Annotated in this window: 18 protein-coding genes and 2 pseudogenes; all 20 read left to right on the top strand. The window is 42.9% G+C overall.

From position 1 onward, the window contains the following. Window positions 1-86 precede the first annotated feature (86 nt). The 20 genes and pseudogenes from LC048_RS12725 (at window position 87) to LC048_RS12630 (ending at window position 23,897) form a co-directional block, all read left to right on the top strand. Window positions 87-867: pseudogene (locus LC048_RS12725) on the top strand (isoprenyl transferase). 19 nt (window positions 868-886) lie between these two features. Further along, the gene (locus tag LC048_RS12720; RefSeq protein ID WP_306047914.1) at window positions 887-1,675 is read left to right on the top strand and encodes a phosphatidate cytidylyltransferase; all 789 of its coding nucleotides are present in this window, start codon (window positions 887-889) and stop codon (window positions 1,673-1,675) included. Between the two features lie 105 nt (window positions 1,676-1,780). Further along, window positions 1,781-2,923, top strand: a complete 1,143-nt coding sequence (gene dxr, locus LC048_RS12715) for a 1-deoxy-D-xylulose-5-phosphate reductoisomerase (RefSeq protein ID WP_226600638.1) — start codon at window positions 1,781-1,783, stop codon at window positions 2,921-2,923. 51 nt (window positions 2,924-2,974) lie between these two features. Next, window positions 2,975-4,237 (top strand): RIP metalloprotease RseP, encoded by a 1,263-nt coding sequence (gene rseP, locus LC048_RS12710; RefSeq protein WP_226600639.1) that lies wholly within the window; start codon window positions 2,975-2,977, stop codon window positions 4,235-4,237. A gap of 96 nt (window positions 4,238-4,333) precedes the next feature. After that, window positions 4,334-6,037 carry a proline--tRNA ligase gene (locus tag LC048_RS12705; RefSeq protein ID WP_306047913.1) on the top strand — a complete coding sequence of 568 codons (1,704 nt, stop codon included), beginning with the start codon at window positions 4,334-4,336 and terminating at the stop codon, window positions 6,035-6,037. Window positions 6,038-6,435: 398 nt separating this feature from the next. Then, window positions 6,436-10,762: pseudogene (locus LC048_RS12700) on the top strand (PolC-type DNA polymerase III). Between the two features lie 202 nt (window positions 10,763-10,964). After that, entirely contained in the window at window positions 10,965-11,435 is a 471-nt protein-coding gene (gene rimP / locus LC048_RS12695; RefSeq protein ID WP_226600642.1) for a ribosome maturation factor RimP, read from the top strand. Between the two features lie 203 nt (window positions 11,436-11,638). Next, complete coding sequence (nusA, locus tag LC048_RS12690) at window positions 11,639-12,748, top strand: transcription termination factor NusA (protein WP_226600643.1); 1,110 nt, start codon at window positions 11,639-11,641, stop codon at window positions 12,746-12,748. 16 nt (window positions 12,749-12,764) lie between these two features. After that, window positions 12,765-13,046 (top strand): RNase P modulator RnpM, encoded by a 282-nt coding sequence (rnpM, locus tag LC048_RS12685; RefSeq protein WP_226600658.1) that lies wholly within the window; start codon window positions 12,765-12,767, stop codon window positions 13,044-13,046. Beyond that, window positions 13,046-13,348, top strand: coding sequence for a YlxQ family RNA-binding protein (locus LC048_RS12680; RefSeq protein ID WP_226600644.1), 303 nt, complete (start codon window positions 13,046-13,048; stop codon window positions 13,346-13,348). Before rnpM ends, LC048_RS12680 begins: the two co-directional genes overlap by 1 nt. A gap of 19 nt (window positions 13,349-13,367) precedes the next feature. Beyond that, entirely contained in the window at window positions 13,368-15,647 is a 2,280-nt protein-coding gene (gene infB / locus LC048_RS12675) for a translation initiation factor IF-2 (RefSeq protein WP_226600645.1), read from the top strand. Continuing rightward, entirely contained in the window at window positions 15,647-15,928 is a 282-nt protein-coding gene (locus tag LC048_RS12670; protein ID WP_041967211.1) for a DUF503 domain-containing protein, read from the top strand. The genes infB and LC048_RS12670 overlap by 1 nt, the downstream gene beginning before the upstream one ends. A gap of 19 nt (window positions 15,929-15,947) precedes the next feature. Next, window positions 15,948-16,328 (top strand): 30S ribosome-binding factor RbfA, encoded by a 381-nt coding sequence (gene rbfA, locus LC048_RS12665; protein ID WP_041967210.1) that lies wholly within the window; start codon window positions 15,948-15,950, stop codon window positions 16,326-16,328. 123 nt (window positions 16,329-16,451) lie between these two features. Then, the gene (gene truB / locus LC048_RS12660) at window positions 16,452-17,369 is read left to right on the top strand and encodes a tRNA pseudouridine(55) synthase TruB (RefSeq protein ID WP_226600646.1); all 918 of its coding nucleotides are present in this window, start codon (window positions 16,452-16,454) and stop codon (window positions 17,367-17,369) included. 86 nt (window positions 17,370-17,455) lie between these two features. Further along, window positions 17,456-18,409 carry a bifunctional riboflavin kinase/FAD synthetase gene (gene ribF, locus LC048_RS12655; protein ID WP_306047912.1) on the top strand — a complete coding sequence of 318 codons (954 nt, stop codon included), beginning with the start codon at window positions 17,456-17,458 and terminating at the stop codon, window positions 18,407-18,409. Window positions 18,410-18,531: 122 nt separating this feature from the next. Then, entirely contained in the window at window positions 18,532-18,801 is a 270-nt protein-coding gene (gene rpsO / locus LC048_RS12650; protein ID WP_023614845.1) for a 30S ribosomal protein S15, read from the top strand. 119 nt (window positions 18,802-18,920) lie between these two features. Next, window positions 18,921-19,160 carry a hypothetical protein gene (locus tag LC048_RS12645; RefSeq protein ID WP_226600648.1) on the top strand — a complete coding sequence of 80 codons (240 nt, stop codon included), beginning with the start codon at window positions 18,921-18,923 and terminating at the stop codon, window positions 19,158-19,160. A gap of 81 nt (window positions 19,161-19,241) precedes the next feature. After that, entirely contained in the window at window positions 19,242-21,359 is a 2,118-nt protein-coding gene (gene pnp / locus LC048_RS12640) for a polyribonucleotide nucleotidyltransferase (RefSeq protein WP_306047911.1), read from the top strand. Window positions 21,360-21,614: 255 nt separating this feature from the next. Continuing rightward, window positions 21,615-22,580, top strand: coding sequence for a polysaccharide deacetylase family protein (locus LC048_RS12635; RefSeq protein WP_226600650.1), 966 nt, complete (start codon window positions 21,615-21,617; stop codon window positions 22,578-22,580). 84 nt (window positions 22,581-22,664) lie between these two features. Then, window positions 22,665-23,897 (top strand): M16 family metallopeptidase, encoded by a 1,233-nt coding sequence (locus LC048_RS12630; protein ID WP_226600651.1) that lies wholly within the window; start codon window positions 22,665-22,667, stop codon window positions 23,895-23,897. The last annotated feature ends 174 nt before the right edge of the window (window positions 23,898-24,071 follow it).

The following is a 24,071-nucleotide window of genomic DNA, read 5'->3' as shown; positions in this document are numbered from 1 at the left end:
TTCAGCGCCAATCGAATGCCAGACTAGTCAGCGTCTGGATGTATGACTCATTGGAGCTAAAGATAATCTTTGGGGGAGCTGTCCGAATGTTAAATAAAATGAATCCGTGGAAGAAGGATCAAAATCCTTCCAGTTTCCGTAATCGCGTACTTCAAATTAAAGATCATGAAGTCCCTTCCCATGTTGCCATTATCATGGATGGTAATGGGCGTTGGGCTAAAAAACGCGCTTTGCCCCGGGTTGCTGGTCATCATGAAGGCATGAAGGTTGTCCGGAAAATAACCAAGCTGGCTAATGAGCTTGGTGTAAAGACACTTACTGTTTATGCTTTTTCGACAGAAAACTGGAAAAGGCCCAAAATGGAAGTTGATTTCCTGATGAAACTGCCAGAAGAATTCCTAGGCACCTTCCTACCTGAATTAATAGAAGAAAATGTCCGTGTCGAAATGATTGGATATATGGATAAACTTCCAGAGCATACGAAAAGGGCAGTAGGAAAAGCGATGGAAGATACGAAGGATAATACCGGCCTAGTCTTGAACTTTGCCCTTAACTATGGGAGCCGTGCTGAAATCCTTGACGGTGTTAAAAGAGTCATGGATGACGTGAAAAATGGTAAAATGACAGAAAGTGAGTTGACGGAAGAAGTCTTTTCGTCTTACTTGATGACAAAGGAATTAAATGATCCGGATTTGTTAATCAGGACAAGTGGTGAAATTCGCTTAAGCAATTTTATGCTTTGGCAGCTGGCATATACCGAGTTCTGGTTTACTGATGTACTGTGGCCAGATTTTGATGAAAAACATTTTGTCGAAGCAATTGAAGCATTCCAGACCCGCCCGGCAACGGCGTTTTGGAGGAGTATAAAAAAGGTGTGAATAAATAGATGAAGCAAAGAATCATTACAGCAGTCATAGCAGCGGCTGTTTTTCTTCCAATCGTTATTTTTGGAGGCTGGCCATTTATATCAATGGTTTACCTAATAGCTTCCGTCGCTTTATATGAAGCACTCAAGATGAAGCAAATAAAGCTATTCTCTTTTCCCGGGATTCTTTCTTTGATATTATTATGGATATTCTTGATACCCGACCAATATAGTGATTTTTTAAATGAAATTGATTATACAAAATTAGAGCTTTTCTTTCTTGGAGTGCTTTTATTTCTGACGTATACGGTCATTACTAAAAATCGCTTCACTTTTGAGGAAGTTGCTTTTTCAATCATGTCTACACTTTATGTTGGACTTGGTTTCTATTTCTTCATTGAAACTAGAGAGGCAAACCTAACCTATGTGTTTTATTCACTGTTCATCATATGGGCTACTGATTCAGGGACCTATTTCATCGGTCGGGCATTTGGCAAAAATAAACTATGGCCGGAAATCAGTCCGAACAAGACAACAGAAGGATTTTTTGGCGGAATAGTTTCTGCACTTATAGTTGCTGTGCTGTTCAGTGTGTTTGGAGAAATGAAGGTATCGATTTTGATCCTTCTTGTGTCCACTGCATTTTTGTCTGTGTTTGGCCAAGTAGGAGACCTTGTCGAGTCAGCATTAAAACGACATTACAATGTAAAGGATTCAGGGAACATTCTTCCAGGGCATGGTGGCATGCTTGACCGCTTTGACAGTCTGTTGTTTGTCTGGCCGTTAATTCATTTGTTCCATTTGCTATAATGGACCCAAGCGATTATTGATATGGATGTGAATTGAAACGAACCATTGAATTTGATTATACCGGGAAAGGATTAGTTCCCGTTGGAGATATTAGGAGTGAAATTTGTGAAGAGAATCAGCTTGTTGGGAGCTACAGGATCAATTGGAATCCAAACGCTTGATGTTATTAGGGAGCATCCTGAAGAATTTAAGCTTGTATCGTTGTCTGCTGGTAAGAACGTAGAACTAACCAGGAAGATCATATCTGAATTTCTGCCTGAACTGGTATCTGTCCAGGAGAAAGATGATGCTGAACGTTTAAAGTCCGATTTTCCACAGGTTAAGATTGTATACGGACAAGAAGGACTTGAAGAAGCTGCTGTTTTCCACAAGTCGGATATACTTGTAAATGCTGTACTCGGTAGTGTTGGTTTAAACCCAACACTAGGAGCGATCAGATCAGGTAAGACGATTGCGATAGCGAATAAGGAAACACTTGTAACTGCAGGTCATATAGTGATGGAAGAGGCAAAGCGTAATAATGTGCCCATATTACCAGTTGACAGTGAGCATTCTGCAATCTTTCAGGCCTTGCAAGGTGAAAGAGATAAAAACATCGAGAGACTAATCCTCACGGCATCCGGAGGAAGCTTCAGAGATCGTACCAGGGAAGAACTGCAGGGCGTTACAAAAGCAGATGCATTGAACCATCCTAACTGGTCGATGGGAGCAAAGATAACGATTGATTCCGCAACAATGATGAATAAAGGGTTAGAAGTCATTGAGGCACATTGGCTATTCTCACTCCCTTATGACGATATTTCTGTCATCCTCCATCGTGAAAGCATCATTCATTCGATGGTAGAATTCCATGACACGAGTATTGTGGCCCAGTTGGGAACACCGGATATGAAAGTGCCAATTCAATACGCTCTTACATACCCAGACAGGCTCCCGTTAGTATCTGGCAAAAGACTGAACCTGGCGGAAGTTGGCATGCTACACTTTAAAGAAATGGATTTCAAGCGGTTTCGCTGCCTGAAGTTTGCCTATGAAGCTGGTCGGAAGGGAGGCACAATGCCTGCGGTCATGAATGCTGCGAATGAAGCAGCAGTAGCCGCCTTTTTGGAAGACAGAATCACTTTTCTTCAAATTGAGGACTTGATAGAGAGAGCAATGGAAAATCATTGCAGCATAGAAAGCCCCGACCTTGAAACGATTCAAGAGGTTGACAAAGAGACTAGAAGGTATGTAAGTTCACTACTATAAATTTAAGTCTCAAGAGTGGATTCTTATCCTAATAAAAGGTGGTTAGAAAATTTGAATACAGTTATTGCCTTTATCGTCATTTTTGGTGCCTTGGTGTTCTTTCATGAACTCGGGCACTTGATTTTCGCCAAACGAGCAGGTATCCTCTGCCGTGAATTTGCAATTGGATTCGGTCCTAAGGTCTTTTCTTTTAAGAAAAATGAAACGACATATACCATCCGCCTCCTTCCAATCGGAGGGTTTGTTAGAATGGCCGGCGAAGATCCTGAAATGATTGAGATCAAGCCAGGGCATAGAATTGGTTTGCTTTTTAACAAGAGTGAAGAAGTTCAAAAAATCATACTAAATAATAAGGAAAAGTATCCTGATGCACGAATAGTTGAAGTGGAGAAAGCCGACATTGAACGCGAGCTTTTTATTAAAGGTTATGAAGAAGGGGAGGATGACAGCAAGCTGGCATCCTTCTCAATTAGTAAAACAGCGGTTCTTGTCGAGAACAGTGTAGAGACGCAAATTGCTCCATATGACAGGCAATTCGGTTCCAAAACGCTTGGACAAAGAACGATGGCAATCTTTGCTGGACCGATGATGAACTTTATCCTGGCAATGGTTATCTTCATCATCCTTGCTTTGTTCCAGGGAATCCCATCGAATGAACCTGAGTTGGGTAAACTTACTCCAGATGGTAGTGCGCTCAAGGCAGGACTTCAAGAAGGGGATGTTGTCAACAGCATTGAGGGGTCTGAAGTTTCCAGCTGGCAGGATGTTGTGGAAATCATTCGAAAGAATCCAGGAAATGAACTGGACTTCTCGATTGTGCGTGATGGAGAGAGTGTGGAGGTTCCGGTTACACCTGCGACACAAGATGTTGAGGGGGAGAAAATCGGATTAATCGGTGTATACAACCCTGTGGAAAAATCACCGCTAAAGTCCCTTACCTACGGTGTGAAGGAAACTTATTTCTGGACAGTAGAAATCTTTTCTATGCTAGGCAAATTGTTGACCGGCCAATTTTCAATAGATGCTCTTTCAGGACCTGTGGGCATTTATGTCTCAACTGACACGGTTGCCAAATCCGGTATCTTCTACCTTATGAAATGGGCTGCGATCCTAAGTATTAACCTGGGAATCATGAATCTCCTGCCATTCCCGGCACTTGATGGTGGAAGGTTGACCTTCTTTGCGGTAGAGGCGCTAAGAGGAAAACCAATCGACAAGCAAAAGGAAGGAATGGTCCACTTTGTTGGCTTCGCATTATTAATGCTGCTAATGCTTGTGGTAACTTGGAATGATATTCAAAGGTTCTTCCTGTAAGTTAGCTAATCAATAACACATTTAACTTCCTGCCCGGACTCCACCGGGCAGGAACATTTTTTAATAAACATGAATTAATTCTATGAGGTGTAATCAATGAAGCAAAGCATGTCGCTTATTCCTACATTAAGAGAAGTTCCATCAGATGCAGAAGTCAAAAGTCATCAGCTGCTGCTCAGGGCTGGATTCATTCGCCAAAATGCTAGCGGTGTCTATACATATATGCCTTTAGGGCGCAAAGTACTGCAGAAAGTAGAAGCAATCATCAGAGAAGAAATGAACAATGCGGGTGCTGCCGAGTTATTCATGCCAGCTCTGCAGCAAGCTGAACTATGGCAGGAATCAGGCCGCTGGTATTCGTATGGACCGGAGCTTATGAGATTAAAAGACAGGCATGACCGTGAGTTTGCCCTTGGCGCAACTCATGAAGAGGTTATCACCAGCCTTGTCCGTGATGAAGTAAAATCTTATAAACGTCTTCCGTTGACACTTTATCAGATTCAGACTAAATTCCGTGACGAAAAACGACCAAGATTTGGTCTCCTTCGCGGTCGTGAATTTATCATGAAGGACGCATACTCTTTCCATGCTACACAAGAGAGTCTGGATGATGTTTATGAACGTCTATTCCAGGCATACTCCAATGTGTTTAGACGTTGTGGCTTGAACTTCCGTGCCGTTATCGCTGATTCTGGTGCAATGGGAGGGAAGGATACTCATGAATTCATGGTCCTTTCAGATGTCGGTGAAGATACGATTGCATATTCCGATTGTTCTGAATACGCGGCGAATATCGAAATGGCACCAGTAACTGCTGTTTATGAGACGAGCAGTGAACCTGTTGAGGAACTTGAAAAAATACAGACTGAAAACAAGAAGACCATTGAAGAAGTCTCTTCCTACCTTAATGTGGAGTCTAAAGATTGCATCAAATCTTTGCTTTTCAAAGTGGATGATCGCTATGTACTTGTCTTAGTGCGGGGAGATCATGATGTGAACGATATTAAATTGAAGAATCACTTTGAGGCTTCAGTTGTTGAACTAGCAGATACAGCGACAACTAAAGATGTTCTTGGGTGCTCAGTAGGTTCTCTTGGGACTGTCGGAGTAGAAGCTGTTGAGGTTATTGCAGACAATGCTGTACAAGCAGTAGTCAATGGAGTCTGCGGAGCAAATGAAGAGGATTACCATTATAAGAATGTAAACCCTGAGCGTGATTTCAAGGTTACTTCTTATACAGACCTGCGCTTCATCAAAGAAGGTGATCCTTCTCCAGATGGGCAGGGAACAATCGTCTTCGCAAAAGGCATTGAAGTTGGACATGTTTTCAAGCTTGGTACTAGATACAGCGAGGCAATGAATGCCGAAATCCTTGATGAAAATGGAAGAACAAAACCAATGATTATGGGTTGCTACGGAATCGGCGTTTCCCGTACGATGGCTGCTGTAGCAGAACAATTCAATGATGAAAATGGACTAGTATGGTCAACCACCATTTCACCATTCGATGTCCATCTCATTGCGGTTAACATGAAAGACAGCGCACAGGCAGAATTGGCAGAAGAGCTATACTCAAGCCTGCAGGCAGCAGGAATGGAAGTGCTCATGGATGACCGACAGGAAAGACCAGGTGTGAAATTCGCAGATTCAGACCTGATTGGTTTGCCTGTAAGAGTTACAGTCGGCAAGAAAGCCGGCGATGGTATCGTCGAAGTTAAAATCCGTAAAAATGGCGAAATGCAAGAAGTACAGAAAGATGAATTGGCAGATGCGTTGAAAAATATATTGAAAGAACTATAATCAGTCAGCGAATCCTTTCGTAGGATTCGCTTTTTTGGCGGTTTTGAAATTCTCCAGATTAATCGTCACTTTAAGAGTGATAAAGTGCGGATAACCGAGCGTCTTCCAGGATTATCGTCACATTAAAAATCATCACGCAGTATACTAGTAAAATGTTGCGGTCGCCTGTGTATCGTGGAGGTTAGTTGGGCTCTCGAGCTGAGCTGAAAGTGGCTGACACCAGAAGAATTATATTCCTAATAGAACACCAAAATGGTAATATCAAACACAGGCAACGGGACATGGATTTTATGTTATAATAACCTTTGCTATTAAACACATATTAGTACGATTAGACATACGGGCAATTTACGCCCTATAGATATAATTAAAGCTTTTCAGATGGGAGAGAAATAACCATGGGTGATCTTTCTTCAGGGAAAAAAGAAAGATTTCAGCTCCTGCTGCAACAGCTGCAGCTAACAGAAGATGCAATTGTCACTCATTTTCAAAATGCTGAAATTGACAGGGTAGTGATAGAAAAACAAGCAAGGAAATGGCACTTCTTTTTCCAGTTTGAGAGAATCATTCCTTGTCAGCTCTATAATACATTCATAGGGAAACTGGAACAAACTTTCTCACATATTGCGAAAATATCTTACTCGGTAAGAGTACTTGAACAGGCAATCGGTGACCAGGTGATCCTTGATTACTGGAAGTCTTGCATAAAAGAAATCGATGGTATCGCGCCACCATTGTTAAAGCTTCTGAATGAACAAGTTCCCCAAGTTCATGGAACAAAACTCATACTAACAGTAAGGAATGAAACTGAAGGACTTGCTCTTAAGCGTAAGTATGGCAGCGTTATTGCTGATATTTATCAGAGCTTCGGCTTTCCTTTACTGACGATTGATGCGGTCGTAAGTAAAGAAAGTTCTTCAGATGAATACGAAAAATTCATGAAGGCAAAAGAAAAAGAAGATCAGGAACGCGGTCTGATGGCAATGATCGAGATGCAGAAGAAGGAAGCTGAACAAGCCAAGGGAGATGGACCCCCCGCTGGATGGGCCTGTTAATATTGGGCTCACGATTAAAGACGATGCTGATTTCCGCAAGCTTGAAGACATCGTTGATGAAGAGCGCCGCGTAGCTGTTGAGGGATATGTATTCTTTGCAGAAACGAAAGAACTTCGCAGCGGCAGGACGCTTTTGACATTTAAAATCACTGATTACACAAGCTCCATCATGGTAAAAATGTTCTCGCGCGATAAAGAAGACGCAGCTATTTACCAGCGTGTATCAAAAGGAATGTGGCTAAAGGTAAGAGGAAGCATCCAGAATGACACATTTGTCCGCGATCTTGTCATGATTGGAAATGACGTAAATGAAATTAAACCTAAGGGAAGAATTGATTCAGCACCTGAGGGAGAAAAAAGAGTAGAGCTTCACCTTCATTCACCAATGAGCCAGATGGACGCGGTGACTCCTGTTAGCGCACTGGTTGCCCAGGCGGCAAAGTGGGGTCATAAAGCTGTGGTCATCACGGACCATGCAGTCGTGCAATCCTATCCGGAAGCCTTTGGGGCAGGAAAGAAAAATGATATCAAGATCCTGTACGGTGTGGAAATAAACCTTGTTGATGATGGAGTACCGATTGCTTATAATAGCGCTCACAGATTGCTGGCAGAGGATACGTATGTCGTATTTGACGTCGAAACAACAGGTCTGTCAGCAGTATACGATACCATCATTGAACTGGCAGCTGTTAAAATACGCGGCGGTGAAATCATCGACCGCTTTGAGTCTTTCGCAAATCCGCATCACCGTTTATCAGCAACGACAATCAATCTTACCGGGATTACGGATGATATGGTCCGAAGTGCTCCCGAGATTAGTGAAGTGCTGCAAAAGTTTCATGATTGGACAGGCGATTCTGTCCTTGTTGCTCACAACGCGTCATTCGATATGGGATTCTTGAATGTTGGCTATAAAAAAATCGGGATCGGCAAAGCGCCAAATCCAGTAATCGATACACTAGAACTTGGCCGTTTCCTCTATCCAGATATGAAGAACCACCGATTGAATACTTTGGTCAAAAAATTCGATATTGAATTGACCCAGCATCACCGTGCGATATATGATGCCGAGGCTACTGGCTATCTATTGCTCCGCATGTTAAAGGATGCTGCTGAAAAAGGGCTTGAATACCATGACCAGCTGAATGACAATATGGTCCAGGGTAAAGCCTTCCAGCGTGCACGTCCTCACCATGCAACATTGCTGGCCCAGAATGAAGTGGGCATGAAAAATATTTTTAAATTAGTATCAATAGCACATATTGATTATTTTTACCGTGTGCCCAGGATTCCACGATCAATTTTGAATAAGCATCGTGAAGGGATCTTGATTGGTTCCGCATGTGACAAAGGTGAAGTTTTTGAGGGCATGATGCAAAAAGGGCCAGAAGAGGTCGAAGAAGCAGCACAGTTCTATGACTACCTCGAAGTCCATCCCAAGGCTGTTTATGCACACTTGCTGGAGTTGGAACTAGTACGGGACCAGAAGGCACTTGAGGATATCATTAACAATATCGTCAAGCTTGGGGAGAAGCTGGACTTGCCTGTTGTTGCAACAGGCAATGTTCACTACCTGAATGAAAATGATAAAATTTACCGCAAAATCCTGGTCAACTCCCAGGGCGGAGCCAACCCGCTCAACCGACACGAACTTCCTGACGTTCATTTCAGGACAACGAATGAGATGCTTGATGCCTTTAAATTTCTGGGAGAAGAAAAGGCAAAAGAGATTGTTGTCGAAAATACAAACAAGATTGCTGACATGATCGATGTCATAAAGCCGATCAAGGATGATCTTTACACACCGAAAATTGAAGGCGCAGACGAAGAAATGCGCAGCATGAGCTATGGTATAGCCCGCAGTATCTATGGGGACGACCTTCCTGAAATTGTTGAGGCGCGTCTCGAAAAAGAGTTGAAAAGTATCATAGACAACGGATTTGCGGTTATCTACCTGATTTCCCATAAACTCGTTAAAAAGTCGCTGGACGATGGCTATCTAGTTGGTTCACGTGGATCGGTAGGATCTTCATTTGTAGCGACGATGACGGAAATCACCGAGGTAAATCCGCTTCCGCCGCATTATGTATGCCCGAAATGCAAAAAATCGGAGTTCTTTAACGATGGATCAGTCGGTTCAGGGTTTGACCTTCCTGACAAGGACTGTCCAGATTGCGGCATTAAATATAAAAAAGACGGACATGATATACCGTTTGAGACATTCCTTGGTTTCAAAGGGGACAAGGTTCCCGATATCGATTTGAACTTTTCCGGTGAATATCAGCCTCGTGCCCATAACTATACAAAAGTATTGTTCGGAGAGGAATATGTATACCGTGCGGGAACAATAGGTACAGTTGCGGATAAGACGGCCTATGGTTACGTAAAAGGCTACCAGGGGGACAATAACCTGCAGCTTCGCGGTGCGGAAATTGACCGTCTGGCATCCGGCTGCACCGGCGTAAAACGTACCACCGGCCAGCACCCTGGCGGAATCATCGTTGTACCGGACTACATGGATATTTTTGATTTTTCACCAATTCAGTTCCCGGCAGACAGCAGTACATCTGAATGGAAAACAACCCATTTTGATTTCCACTCGATTCACGATAACTTGTTGAAGCTGGATATTCTTGGGCACGATGACCCAACCGTGATCAGAATGCTTCAGGATTTAAGCGGGATTGATCCAAAGACTATACCGACTGACGACCCTGAAGTCATGAAAATTTTCAGCGGAACAGAATCTATCGGTGTGACTGAAGAACAAATCATATCAAAGACTGGATCATTGGGTATACCTGAATTCGGAACGCGTTTTGTTCGCCAGATGCTCGAGGATACGAAGCCGACGACATTCTCTGAACTTGTACAGATTTCCGGACTTTCCCATGGAACGGACGTATGGCTCGGAAATGCACAGGAATTGATCCATAACAATATCTGTAACCTTAGCGAAGTAATTGGCTGCCGTGATGATATCATGGTATACCTGATCTACCAGGGACTTGAGCCAGCATTTGCTTTTAAAATCATGGAATCGGTCCGTAAGGGTAAAGGACTTACAGATGAAATGGAAGAGGAAATGCGCAAAAATAAGGTGCCGGAATGGTACATCGATTCTTGCAAGAAAATCAAGTACATGTTCCCTAAAGCCCACGCGGCTGCCTATGTTTTGATGGCAGTGAGGATTGCGTATTTCAAAGTGCACCATCCTCTCATGTATTATGCAGCTTACTTCACAGTAAGGGCAGATGACTTCGATGTAGACGCAATGGTCCGTGGTTCAGAGAGCATCCGTGCGGTGATTGAGGAAATCAGCGCTAAGGGGCTTGAAGCGTCGACAAAAGAAAAGAATTTGATGACCGTCATGGAACTTGCTCTTGAAATGTGCGAGCGTGGATTTGGATTCGCGAAAGTCGATCTTTACAAATCGAGTGCTTCAGAGTTCATCATTGAAGGCGATAAGCTGATCCCGCCGTTTAATGCGATACCTGGACTTGGGACGAACGCGGCGATAAATATCGTTAAAGCTCGCGGAGAAGGAGAATTCCTGTCTAAGGAAGATCTTCAGCAACGCGGTAAGATCTCCAAAACCATTCTTGAATACCTGGACAACCATGGCTGCCTTGAAGGCATGCCAGACCAGAACCAGTTATCATTATTCTAATTTAGCTTTTGGTAAGGCAAGCTATAACTGTCGTTTGTTTGCAATAAATATCTGGTTATGTTATATTTTTATTGGAAATACTAAGGATATCTCTGGCAGATGAGAGTGGGGCAACCCGCTCTTTCTTGTTTGTTAGGCACTTTTACGGGGATAAAAACCAAATAGTGATTAAGTAAAGAGGTTGTGTCAAAGGAGGGATTTAATGAGCAAGGTTACCGAAGTTGTGGAAGAGCTAGTAACTCCCATCTTAAATGAAAACGAACTAGAATTGGTAGACATCGAATATGTCAAAGAAGGAAAGAACTGGTTCCTGCGCGTATACATTGATAAGGACAACGGAATTGATATCGAAGAATGCGGCATCGTCAGTGAGCGCCTTAGCGAAAAGCTCGATGCCATGGATCCAATCCCGCATAACTACTTTTTGGAAGTCTCCTCACCAGGTGCAGAACGTCCGCTGAAAAAGGAGAAAGATTATCAAAAAGCAATCGGCAAGAATGTCTTCATTAAGACTTATGAACCAATCGATGGGGAAAAGGCTTTTGAAGGGGTCTTAACGGAGTACAATGGGGAAACTGTCACTGTTGATGTGAAGATAAAAACTCGCAAGAAAACAGTCGTTATTCCATTTGATAAGATTGCCAGCGCAAGACTAGCTGTCACTTTTTCATAATCTGTCCAGAAAATATCTTCAGTTAATTAATCAAAGGATCGTTTCGGACCTGTTATTATTAGGCAAAAGCTCAAGCATGCTTAAGCATCATCCTTCCCTTGGTGGCAGATGAAAACGTTTAAGGTTTGAGCTGGTGGACAGAGGGCAGGGTTTCGAAAAGAGCCTTACCAAGTAGGGTAGTAAAAAAGGGGGATTTATATCTCATGAGCAGCGAATTGATGGATGCTCTTACGATTCTTGAAAAAGAAAAAGGAATTTCCAGAGACATCTTAATTGATGCAATCGAGGCAGCGCTTATTTCAGCGTATCGCCGTAACTTTAACCAGGCGCAAAATGTCCGTATTGATTTAAACCTTGGCAATGGTTCCATGCGCGTTTTTGCGAGGAAAGAAGTTGTCGATGAAGTTTTCGATCCGCGTTTGGAAATTTCTTTAGAAGAAGCACAGAAAATTAATCCGAATTACGTGGTTGAAGACGTCGTTGAACTTGAAGTCACGCCTAAGGATTTCGGAAGAATCGCTGCGCAGACTGCCAAGCAGGTAGTTACTCAGCGTGTCCGTGAAGCAGAAAGAGGAATCATCTATTCTGAGTTTATTGATCGTGAAGAAGATATCATGACAGGTATCGTTCAGCGCCAGGATCCTAAGTTCATCTATGTAAGCCTTGGGAAAATTGAGGCGATCCTGCCAGCGAATGAACAGATGCCGAACGAACACTATAAGCCTCACGACCGCATCAAAGTATTTATCACCAAGGTTGAAAAAACCACTAAAGGTCCACAAATCTTCGTTTCCAGAACTCATCCGGGACTGTTAAAGAGACTTTTCGAGATTGAAGTTCCTGAGATTTATGATGGAACTGTTGAAATTAAATCAGTGGCGCGTGAAGCAGGGGACCGCTCTAAGATCTCTGTTCACTCAGACAATCAAGAAGTGGATCCAGTTGGTTCTTGTGTAGGACCTCGTGGAAACCGTGTCCAGGCTGTCGTCAACGAGCTTAAGGGTGAAAAAATCGATATCGTGAAATGGTCTGAAGACCCAGTCGTATTTGTTGCCAACGCGTTGAGCCCATCCAAGGTTCTTGATGTCATTGTCAACGAAGAAGAAAAAGCGACTACGGTTATTGTTCCTGATTACCAGCTATCGCTTGCAATTGGAAAACGCGGGCAAAATGCGCGACTTGCTGCTAAATTGACTGGTTGGAAGATTGACATCAAAGCAGAAACTGAGGCAAGGGATTCCGGGATTTATCCTCGTGACAATGAGCCGCTCTTAACTGCAGATGACAATTTTGAAGATGAAGACATCGATTAAGGTGAGGTGAATGATCGTGAACAGCCGCAAAAAGGTTCCTATGCGAAAATGTGTCGCTACCGGTGAAATGAGACCGAAAAAAGAACTAGTTCGCATCGTTCGCTCCAAGGAAGGAGAAGTCTCCATCGACCTGACAGGCAAAAAATCAGGACGGGGCGCTTATCTTTCTAAAGATAAAGAAGCAGTGCAATTAGCAAAGAAACGAAACATATTGTCCAAGCAGCTTGAAACTCAAGTGGACGATGCATTATACGATGAGTTGAATGACCTCATCGAAAAGGAGAGCAGACAATCCTGATGAACTCAAATCAATGGATGTCATTGCTTGGCTTAGCCAATCGAGCACGGAAAATTATTTCAGGGGAAGAGCTTTCCGTCAAAGAAATCAGAAGCGGGAAGGCGAAACTCATTTTGCTTTCTGCGGATGCATCCGCAAATACTACAAAAAAGATTACCGACAAGTGCAAATCCTATAATGTGCCTTACAAAGTGGTCCCGGACCGGTTTCAGCTTGGCCAGGCGATCGGCAAGGAAGCACGTGTTGTAGTAGCCCTGTTGGACGAGGGTTTTGCAAAAAAACTGTTGACGTTGCTCGATTAATTCTAGCGGGGGTGAAGATATGAGTAAAACACGCGTTTATGAATATGCAAAGAAGCATAATTTATCGAGTAAAGACGTGATTATAAAATTAAAAGAAATGAACATAGAGGTTTCTAACCACATGACTGCCATGGAAGATGATACCGTGAAGAAGCTTGACACTGTTTTTATTAAAAAAGAAGAGAAGCCGCAACAGCAAAACCAGCAAAAGGCTTCGCAGGGACAGAAACAATCCCAGAACCGCAACCAAGGCCAAAAGCCTAACCAGGGACAGAATCGCAATCAATCCCAAAACCAGCAAAATAACAACCAGGCACAGCCAAAAGCTCAGCTTAAGACAACAGCTAGTGCTTTTTCAGACGACGAGCGTCGTGCAACAACTCCTGAGAAGGTGAAAACTTCAGCTGCTGCTAAAAAGCCTGGGAACTCCCAGCCTTTCAACAAAAACAACAAGAATAAACAAAACAAGAATAGAAACCAGCAAAACCAGAATAAGGGCAGACAGAATCAGCAACAGGCTCCACAACAGCCTAAGAAGGTTAAGGAGCTTCCTTCAAAGATCACTTTCAGCGAATCATTGACAGTAGCTGAATTAGCCAAGAAGCTTAATCGTGAGCCTTCTGAAATCATCAAAAAGCTATTTATGCTTGGTGTCATGGCTACGATCAACCAGGACCTTGATAAGGATGCAATTGAACTGATTGCAACTGATTACGGTGTAGAAGTTGAAGAAGAAATCAAGATTGACACAACTGACCTTGAAGTTTATTTCACAGAAGATGATGAAGCATCCATGATTGAAAGACCATCAGTTGTAACGATTATGGGTCACGTTGACCATGGTAAAACAACCTTGCTTGATTCAATCCGCAACACGAAAGTGACTGCAGGAGAAGCAGGCGGCATCACGCAGCACATTGGTGCATACCAGGTTGAAGAGAACGGCAAAAAAATCACATTCCTTGATACACCTGGTCACGCAGCTTTCACTACAATGCGTGCTCGTGGGGCAAAGATTACTGATATCACTATCCTGGTTGTAGCTGCTGATGATGGTGTAAAGCCTCAGACTGTAGAAGCATTGAACCATGCGAAAGCTGCCAATGTTCCTATTATCGTAGCTGTTAATAAAATGGATAAACCGACTGCAAATCCGGATCGTGTTATGCAAGAGCTGACTGAATACGGTCTTGTTCCTGAGGCATGGGGCGGCGAAACAGTTTTTGTTCCGATTTCTGCCTTGACAGGAGAAGGATTAGATAACCTGCTGGAAATGATTTTGCTAGTTGGTGAAGTTGAAGAATATAAGGCAAACCCTGATCGCAATGCTATCGGTACTGTAATCGAAGCCCAGCTTGATAAAGGCCGCGGCTCTGTTGCTACATTGCTTGTCCAAAACGGTACACTGAAAATAGGTGATCCTATAGTAGTGGGCAATACCTATGGACGTGTTCGTGCAATGGTAAATGATTTAGGCCGCCGTGTTAAAGATGCAGGTCCTTCAGCTCCAGTAGAAATCACAGGTTTGAACGATGTTCCCCAAGCAGGCGATCGTTTTGTCGTATTCGATGATGAAAAAACTGCCCGCCAGGTTGGAGAAATCCGTTCACAGCAGGCTGTTCAGGCACAAAGAAGCGAAAAAGCCCGCGTAAGCCTTGATACTTTGTTTGAACACATGAAACAAGGGGAAATGAAAGACCTAAATCTAATTATCAAAGCCGACGTCCAAGGTTCAGTTGAAGCACTTGCAGCAGCATTGCAAAAACTGGATGTGGAAGGTGTAAATGTAAGAATTATTCACACTGGTGTTGGTGCGATCAATGAGTCTGACATCACACTTGCAGCAGCTTCTAACGGTATCGTTATCGGCTTCAACGTCCGTCCGGACAATAATGCCAAGCGCGCTGCAGAATCAGAGAGCGTCGATATCCGACTTCACCGCATTATCTACAAAGTGATCGAAGAAATCGAATCAGCGATGAAGGGCATGCTTGATCCAGTTTATGCTGAAAAGATCATTGGCCAGGCTGAAGTCCGCCAGACCTTTAAAGTATCAAAGATTGGAACAATTGCCGGTTCATATGTGACGGATGGGAAAATCACCCGTGACAGCGGCGTTCGTTTGATCCGTGACGGAGTCGTCATCTTTGAAGGGGAAGTTGATGCATTAAAACGCTTCAAGGATGATGCTAAAGAAGTAGCTCAGGGGTATGAATGCGGTATTACCATTAAAAACTTTAAAGACGTCAAGGAAGGCGACGTTATTGAAGCATATATCATGGAAGAAGTGGAACGTTAATGGTAGTAGGCTTAGCAGCCTGTGAGTGCATCATCTATGATGCTCATTCTCTAAAAGAAAAGAGAGCTGTATTGCAACGGATTATTACAAGGCTGAAGCAGAAGTACAATATTTCGGTTTCTGAAGTTGATCATCACGATGTTTGGCAGCGGACAACAATTGCAGTTGCAGCCGTATCGGCATCAAAGGTGTCAACGGAAAGAGAGCTTCAAAATGCCTTGAAAATGATTGATTCTTTTCCAGAGATCGAACGTACCATCACCGAAATAGAATGGCTTTGATAGAACGAGGTGATTGAAAATGGGTCATAGAGTAAATCGTGTTGGCGAACAAATGAAGAAAGAAATAGGCGATATCATCAGCCGTAAAATCAAGGATCCGCGAGTAGGTTTCGTAACAGTAACAGATGTCGAGGTTACCGGCGACCTTCAGCAGGCCAAGGTGTATATCTCTGTTTTAGGCGACGAACAACAGAGGGAAGACACTCTTAAAGGATTGGCCAAGGCCAAAGGCTTCATCAGGACAGAAATTGGTCAGCGAATCCGCTTGAGAAAGACTCCTGAACTGATCTTTGAATTTGATGAAACGATGGCTTATGGTAATCGTATCAATTCGCTAATCCATGAGCTGCACAGAGATGAACAGCCTGGAGAAGAAGAGCAAGAAAAGGACAATGATTAACCGGATAGACATAATGCCTTGATCGTTGATCTTGATATGAAAATGGATAGACACTTTTGTCTATCCATTTTTTTCGATAATCGTCGAAAACGAATAATACATAAAAGAATCGAGGTAAAGGTAATGGAAGGGATTCTGCCTCTATTTAAACCAGCGGGAATGACTTCTCATGATTGTGTGTTTAAGCTCAGGAAACTTTTAAAAACAAGAAAGGTAGGACATACAGGGACACTTGATCCTGATGTGACTGGAGTATTGCCAATTTGTGTTGGCAAGGCGACAAAAATTGCTGAATACATTACAGATGCAGGAAAGGCGTATGAGGGTGAAGTCACGCTTGGATTCACGACCACTACCGAAGATGCTTCAGGTGAGAAGGTCGAAGAAAAAATAGTGGACAGGCTCATAACGAGAGGCGAAATCCTACAGGTCCTGCAGTCGCTGGAGGGCGTAATTGAGCAAACCCCTCCGATGTATTCAGCTGTAAAAGTAAACGGGAAAAAATTATACGAATACGCGAGACAAGGGATTGAAGTTGAAAGACCGACCAGGAAGGTCACGATCTATGGCATAGAGCTTCTTGATGACAGGGATTCATTTACTGGTGAACATGTAAGCTTTAAATTCCGGGTATCATGCAGCAAGGGGACATACATTCGAACATTGGCAGTGACGATAGGGGAAAAATTGGGTTATCCCGCTCATATGTCTGCCCTTGTTAGAATACAATCCGCTGACTTCACTATTGAGGATTGCTATACTTTTGGACAGCTTGAAAAATTAGCCGAAGAAAGCGATCTTGAAGCTGCTCTGCACCCATTAGAAGCTGGTATTTCTTATTTGCCGAAATATCGCATTAATGATAAAGTAGCAGAGAAAGTGAAAAATGGGGCATTGCTTACGATCCCGGAGGGTTTTAAGGGAGTTGATGGCCCTATCGTAGTAGAAACAGAAGACGGAAAAGCGCTCGCAATCTACAGGGCACACCCCACCAAACCTGGGGTGATGAAGCCTGATAAAGTTCTAAGAAATGAGCAGTAGACTATTAATGCTTATTTTTACAGATAAGAGGATAATCGAATAATTTTTATAAGTGAGCAGCTGGGTCAGAAAAGGTGAGTAATATCGTGAAATTGATTAATCTAAACCATCCTAATGAATATAGAAGAGAAGGATTTCCGGCGATGGTCATGGCATTGGGCTATTTTGACGGAGTGCACTTAGGGCATCAGCAAGTCATCAAAGAAGCAAAAAAAATGGCTGAAACAAAAGGTCTGAAGAGTGCGGTGATGACATTTGATCCTCATCCTTCTGTAGTTCTTGGAAAAAGCGTTCAACATATGGAATACATAACACCCTTAGATGATAAAACTCGCATAATCGGGGATATGGGTGTGGATTATTTGTTTGTTGTCAACTTCTCAATTGAATTCTCAAGTCTTTTGCCCCAGGAATTTGTTGATCAATATATCATCGGGTTGAATGTGCACCATGTCGTTGCAGGATTCGACTATTCTTATGGGAAAATGGGGAAAGGGAATATGGAGACAATCCAGTTCCATTCGAGAGGTCAATTCGATTTTACAGTAGTATCAAAGCTGTCCACTCAAGAAGAAGACAAGGTTAGCTCTACTTTGATCCGGACTTTTTTAAGAGATGGGAAAGTGGAAGAGATGCCAGCATTGCTTGGGAGATTTTATACCACAAAGGGAACGGTTATAAATGGAGAACGCCGCGGGCGCACAATTGGTTTTCCGACGGCTAATGTCCAGATGGAAGACCAGTACATTCTTCCGCCTACAGGAGTGTACGCCGTTAAGATCCAGGTTGAAGGCGCATGGCATGAAGGTGTCTGCAATGTCGGCTACAAACCAACCTTCCACAGAGAGAAAAAGGACAAACCATCAGTCGAAGTCCACATCTTCGATTTTAATAAAGAGATCTACGGGGAATCATCATTGATAGAATGGCACCTCCGCCTTAGAAGTGAGCGGAAATTCGAGGGAATACAGCAACTTGTCGCCCAAATCGAAAAAGATAAGCAAGAAGCATTGCTCTACTTTGAAAAAAACAAGGGTTAGACTTGCTTTTTGTCGTAAAAAGATGTATTCTTATTAACGTATCAAAAAAGAACCTTTGCTTGGCAAGTCGAGTCACCGACGCTTGCTCGGTAACAGGGGATAACTAATTGGAGGTGAAACGGATGGCAATCACAAAAGAACGTAAAAACGAACTTATCAATGAATTCAAGACTCACGAAAGTGATACTGGATCTCCAGAAGTTCAAATCGCTGTCCTTACTGCAGAAATCAACACTTTGAACGATCACTTGCGCGTTCACAAGAAGGACCACCACTCACGTCGCGGTCTATTGAAAATGGTAGGTAAGCGTCGTAATCTTTTGACGTACCTTCGTAACAAGGATGTTGCTCGTTACCGCGAGTTAATCAACAAGCTTGGTCTACGTAGATAGTCTGTAAAAGCGGGATTTATCCCGCTTTTTTATTAGGCAATTTTTTTGTTGCGTACATACATTTGATTGATATTAAGCGCTCCTTTTTGGAGCATAATATAACATAAAAGACTTTTTATATGAAAGCCGTTGCTTGCCTTAATGGACAACCTTATCCAATTAGGCAGGATTGGCTAGTTCATGTTTTTATCATTCATTATAAAGGTATATTTGATATAAGATATGCTTTTAAAGAAAAGCGCAAGCGCAATGGTCAGCCCGGACAAGAGCTGCTCAAAGCGACCGTTTCCCGCAAGATGCTCGAGGAGCGATTTCGGGGAGAAAAACTGGCTAAGCGTTGGAGCTGGACACTAATCTAAGTGTAATAGTTAATACTTATGAAGTTATAAATTCCCAGGCAAAGCCGGGGTGTATTTAGTGTTAGAGAGGGGCTAAAAAGCATGGAACAAGAAAAACAAATTTTTTCCTTTGACTGGGCAGGACGCAAGTTAACTGTTGAAATTGGACAGCTTGCAAAGCAGGCAAATGGTGCAGTCCTTGTCCGTTATGGAGATACCGCTGTATTGAGTACAGCGACTGCGTCAAAAGAACCGAAGAATTTAGATTTCTTCCCTTTGACTGTTAACTATGAAGAAAGACTATATGCTGTCGGAAAAATTCCTGGGGGCTTTATTAAGCGTGAAGGACGGCCAAGCGAAAAAGCTATTCTTGCAAGCCGTCTAATCGACCGTCCAATCCGTCCTCTATTTGCAGATGGATTCCGTAATGATGTCCAGGTTATCAGCATCGTTATGAGTGTGGATCAGAATTGCTCATCTGAAATGGCTGCAATGTTCGGATCATCACTGGCTTTATGTGTTTCCGATATTCCGTTTGAAGGCCCAATTGCTGGGGTTACAGTAGGAAGGATTGATGGGAAGTTCGTTATCAATCCATCTGTTGAAGAAACGGAAAAGAGCGATATGCATCTTGTCGTTGCAGGTACAATGGATGCGATCAACATGGTTGAAGCAGGGGCTGATGAAGTTCCTGAAGAAGTAATGCTTGAAGCGATCATGTTCGGACATGACGAAATCAAGCGCCTGATTGCTTTCCAACAGGAAATCGTAGCACAGGTAGGTAAAGAGAAGCGCGAAATTACGCTCTTTGAAATTGATAAAGAATTAGAAGCTGAAGTGCGCGGAATTTGTGAACAAGACATGCTGGCTGCAATCCAGGTACAAGAAAAGCATGCACGCGAAGACGCAATCAAAGAAGTGAAAAATACCGTTGTTGGTCGATATGAAGAGCAGGAAGCGGATGCAGATCAGCTTAAAATGGTGAAACAGATTCTTGATAAAATCGTCAAAGGTGAAGTCCGCCGCTTGATTACAGAAGAAAAGGTACGTCCAGACGGCCGTGGAGTCGACGAAATCCGCCCACTTTCTTCAGAAGTAGGGTTGCTTCCGCGAACTCATGGTTCAGGGTTATTCACAAGGGGACAAACACAGGCTCTAAGCATCTGTACACTTGGAGCAATGGGTGATGTCCAAATCCTTGATGGTCTTGGAATCGAAGAAGAAAAACGTTTTATGCACCATTACAATTTCCCTTTATTCTCTGTAGGTGAAACTGGACCGATTCGCGGACCAGTCCGACGCGAAATTGGGCACGGTGCTCTCGGTGAACGTGCACTTGAACCTGTTATCCCTAATGAAAAAGACTTTCCATATACAGTCCGCCTAGTATCTGAAGTTCTTGAATCAAATGGATCTACTTCACAGGCTAGTATTTGTGCAAGTACATTAGCTTTGATGGATGCTGGTGTGCCTATTAAAGCACCGGTAGCTGGTATCGCAATGGGTCTAATCAAATCAGGAGAACACTACTCTATTCTTTCTGATATCCAGGGTATGGAAGACCACCTTGGTGACATGGACTTCAAAGTAGCCGGAACTGCAAAAGGTGTTACAGCCCTGCAGATGGATATTAAAATTGATGGATTGTCCCGTGAGATTCTTGAGGAAGCTTTACAACAGGCGAAAAAAGGCCGTATGCATATTCTTGAATCAATGCTTGCAACTATTAAAGAACCACGTGAACAACTATCACAATATGCTCCGAAAATCATTACGATGTGGATCAAGCCGGATAAAATCCGCGACGTCATTGGACCAAGCGGAAAACAAATCAATAAAATCATTGAAGAAACTGGCGTAAAGATTGATATCGAACAAGATGGTACGGTGTTTATTGGTTCAGTAGACGAAGAAATGATCCAAAAAGCCAAGAAAATCATTGAAGATATCGTCCGTGAAGTCGAAGTTGGAGAGATGTATCTTGGTAAAGTCCGCCGCATTGAAAAGTTTGGTGCGTTCGTGGAAATCTTCCCTGGAAAAGACGGTTTAGTACACATTTCCGAGCTTGCTGAAGAGCGGGTAGGAAAAGTTGAAGATGTCCTTAAGCTGGGAGATGAGCTTCTGGTTAAGGTCACTGAAATCGATAAGCAAGGAAGAGTTAATCTTTCACGCAAGGCAGTATTAAAAGAACAGCGTGAAAAAGCTGAAAAACAATCTTAATATTGTAAAGGTCGGGGGCAGCCCCGGCCTTTTTTTGATTTTTTCACAAATTATTTTTTACAACCCAGGCCCATCCGCAGCATCTCATTAGTCATTCCTATCTCTTTTCTTTGGTGGCTCACAATAGTCTTCCGTTCTACCTTGTCCTTCTGTTTCATAAACTTAAAATAAGACCCTTTTTGTGCTTACAATAGAAATTATTATTGACCAAAGCCGATTATACAAAGAGGCCTAACAGAAGAGGAGGCACATTAAATGAGAAAATTCCAATTAATTTCTGTCATGTTGATCGCAGGCTGGATCATGGTGAATAATCCATTCTCTAATACATATGTTACGGGGCTAAAAGCAGGGACAGTTGCGGTGACAGGGATTGAGAACTCATTGATGTCAGAAATAGAAATGAAAGCAAAAGAATATGAAATTGAACCATCTGATGCGAGGAAGGATCCGGTCTGGAAGGTAATCCCCGGCTACAACGGTCTTAAAGTAGATGTAAAAAAATCATATAGCAAGATGGAGAAGGAAGGGGAATTTGATCCGGAAAAGCTAGTCTTTAAACAGGTTCCCCCTGAAATCCATCTGAGTGATTTGCCGCCTATGGCAATTTATAAAGGACATCCAGAAAAGCCAATGGTGAGTTTTATTGTCAATGTAGCCTGGGGAAATGAGTATTTAACGGGGATGCTGGCAACATTAAAGAAGCATAATGTGACCGCAAGCTTTTTTCTTGAAGGACGATGGGTGAAGAATAATCCGGGTATGGCAAAAATGATCGCTGATGCAGGACACGAGATAGGAAATCATTCATATACGCATCCAAACATGAAAGAGCTTTCTGCTCCTAAAATCAACGAAGAGATCAAGAGGACAAATGAAGTTATTGAAGCGGTGACCGGCGTGAAAACCAAATGGTTCGCTCCACCCAGCGGGTATTACAAGGACGAGGTAGTTGAGATTGCCGCAGCCCATAGATTAGGCACTGTCATGTGGAGCGTAGATACAATCGATTGGCAAAAACCCTCTCAGGATCAACTGATCAACAGGGTGATGGGGAAGGTTCACAATGGAGCAATGATTTTAATGCATCCAACAGAGTCGACGGCTGCTTCACTCGACGAATTGATCACACAAATAAAAGATATAGACCTGCAAATTGGAACAGTATCAAATATGTTGAGTGAAAATCGGATAGTATCGGCAAAAAAAATGAAAGAATAACATTGTATTTGGAAAAAGTAAGTTAAATGGACTATACTAAGTAAATGCAGATGTTTTAGCAGCAGGTTCCAGAGGAGGAATATAATGATAAAGAAATATACATGCCAAAACGGTGTAAGAATCGTACTAGAACAAATTCCAACTGTCCGTTCTGTCGCAATCGGAGTATGGATTGGAACGGGCTCCCGTAATGAAAACCCAGAGAATAATGGGATTTCCCATTTCCTTGAGCATATGTTTTTCAAGGGCACGAAAACCAGATCTGCCAGAGAAATCGCTGAGTCCTTTGACAGCATTGGCGGACAGGTGAATGCATTCACTTCGAAGGAATATACCTGCTACTACGCAAAGGTGTTAGATAACCATGCACAATATGCTCTAGAAGTATTAGCGGATATGTTCTTCAATTCTACCTTTGATTCAGAGGAGCTTAATAAAGAGAAGAACGTTGTAAATGAAGAAATCAAGATGTATGAAGATACACCTGATGATATCGTGCATGATTTGCTTAGTCAGGCTGTATATGGTGACCATCCACTGGGATACCCAATCCTTGGTACGGAAGGCACGCTCCAAACTTTTACAGGAGAAAAATTGGAGCAGTATATGCATGATACTTACAGACCGGACAACGTGGTCATTTCCATTGCTGGGAATGTTCCGGAATCTTTCATTAAGAATGCTGAAAAATTCTTTGGCTCATATGAAGCGAGCAAAGAGGAAATAGAGTATGAGAAACCAGCGTTCCACGCAACACAGGCGTCCCGGAAAAAAGAAACTGAACAAGCGCATCTTTGCCTTGGTTTCGAAGGATTGCAAATTGGTCATTCAGACGTCTATAGCCTGATTGTGTTGAACAATGTACTTGGAGGCAGCATGAGCAGCAGATTGTTCCAGGAGGTACGTGAGCAACGAGGCCTGGCTTATTCAGTATTTTCCTATCACTCGGCTTATCGAGACAGCGGAATGGTGACTATTTATGGCGGGACAGGTGCAAATCAGCTGGGCGTTTTATATGAAACAATCCAAGACACACTCTCAAAGCTGCGCGCAGAAGGAATTACGGAGAAAGAACTCAACAATAGCAAAGAGCAGCTTAAAGGCAGCCTGATGCTAAGCCTTGAAAGCACAAACAGCCGTATGAGCAGAAACGGAAAAAATGAACTTCTGCTGAAAAGACACCGCTCCCTTGATGAAATCGTCGAACAAATCGACCAGGTGACCAAGGACAGCGTTGACGGCATGGCTAATAGTATCTTCACAGACAAATACTCTGTTTCGTTAATCAGTCCAAATGGTGAACTGCCAAACTTATAATATCGGACCCATCGACAGCAGCTTCCATGTGAAGCTGCTGTTTTTAAACCACTCCTTAACAGGCTCCGAGGAAAGTAGAATAACAGGTTGATTCTTGACAGCTTTATGATCTTCTCCTGAGAAGCTGTTAAGAAAATGAAGGAATCGTGACAGGTTTGGTCTCAGCTACTGAAA

It is taken from the genome of Mesobacillus subterraneus (assembly GCF_020524355.2).
Lineage (GTDB): Bacteria > Bacillota > Bacilli > Bacillales > Cytobacillaceae > Mesobacillus > Mesobacillus subterraneus_C.
This window is presented reverse-complemented; position numbering and strand designations above follow the sequence as displayed.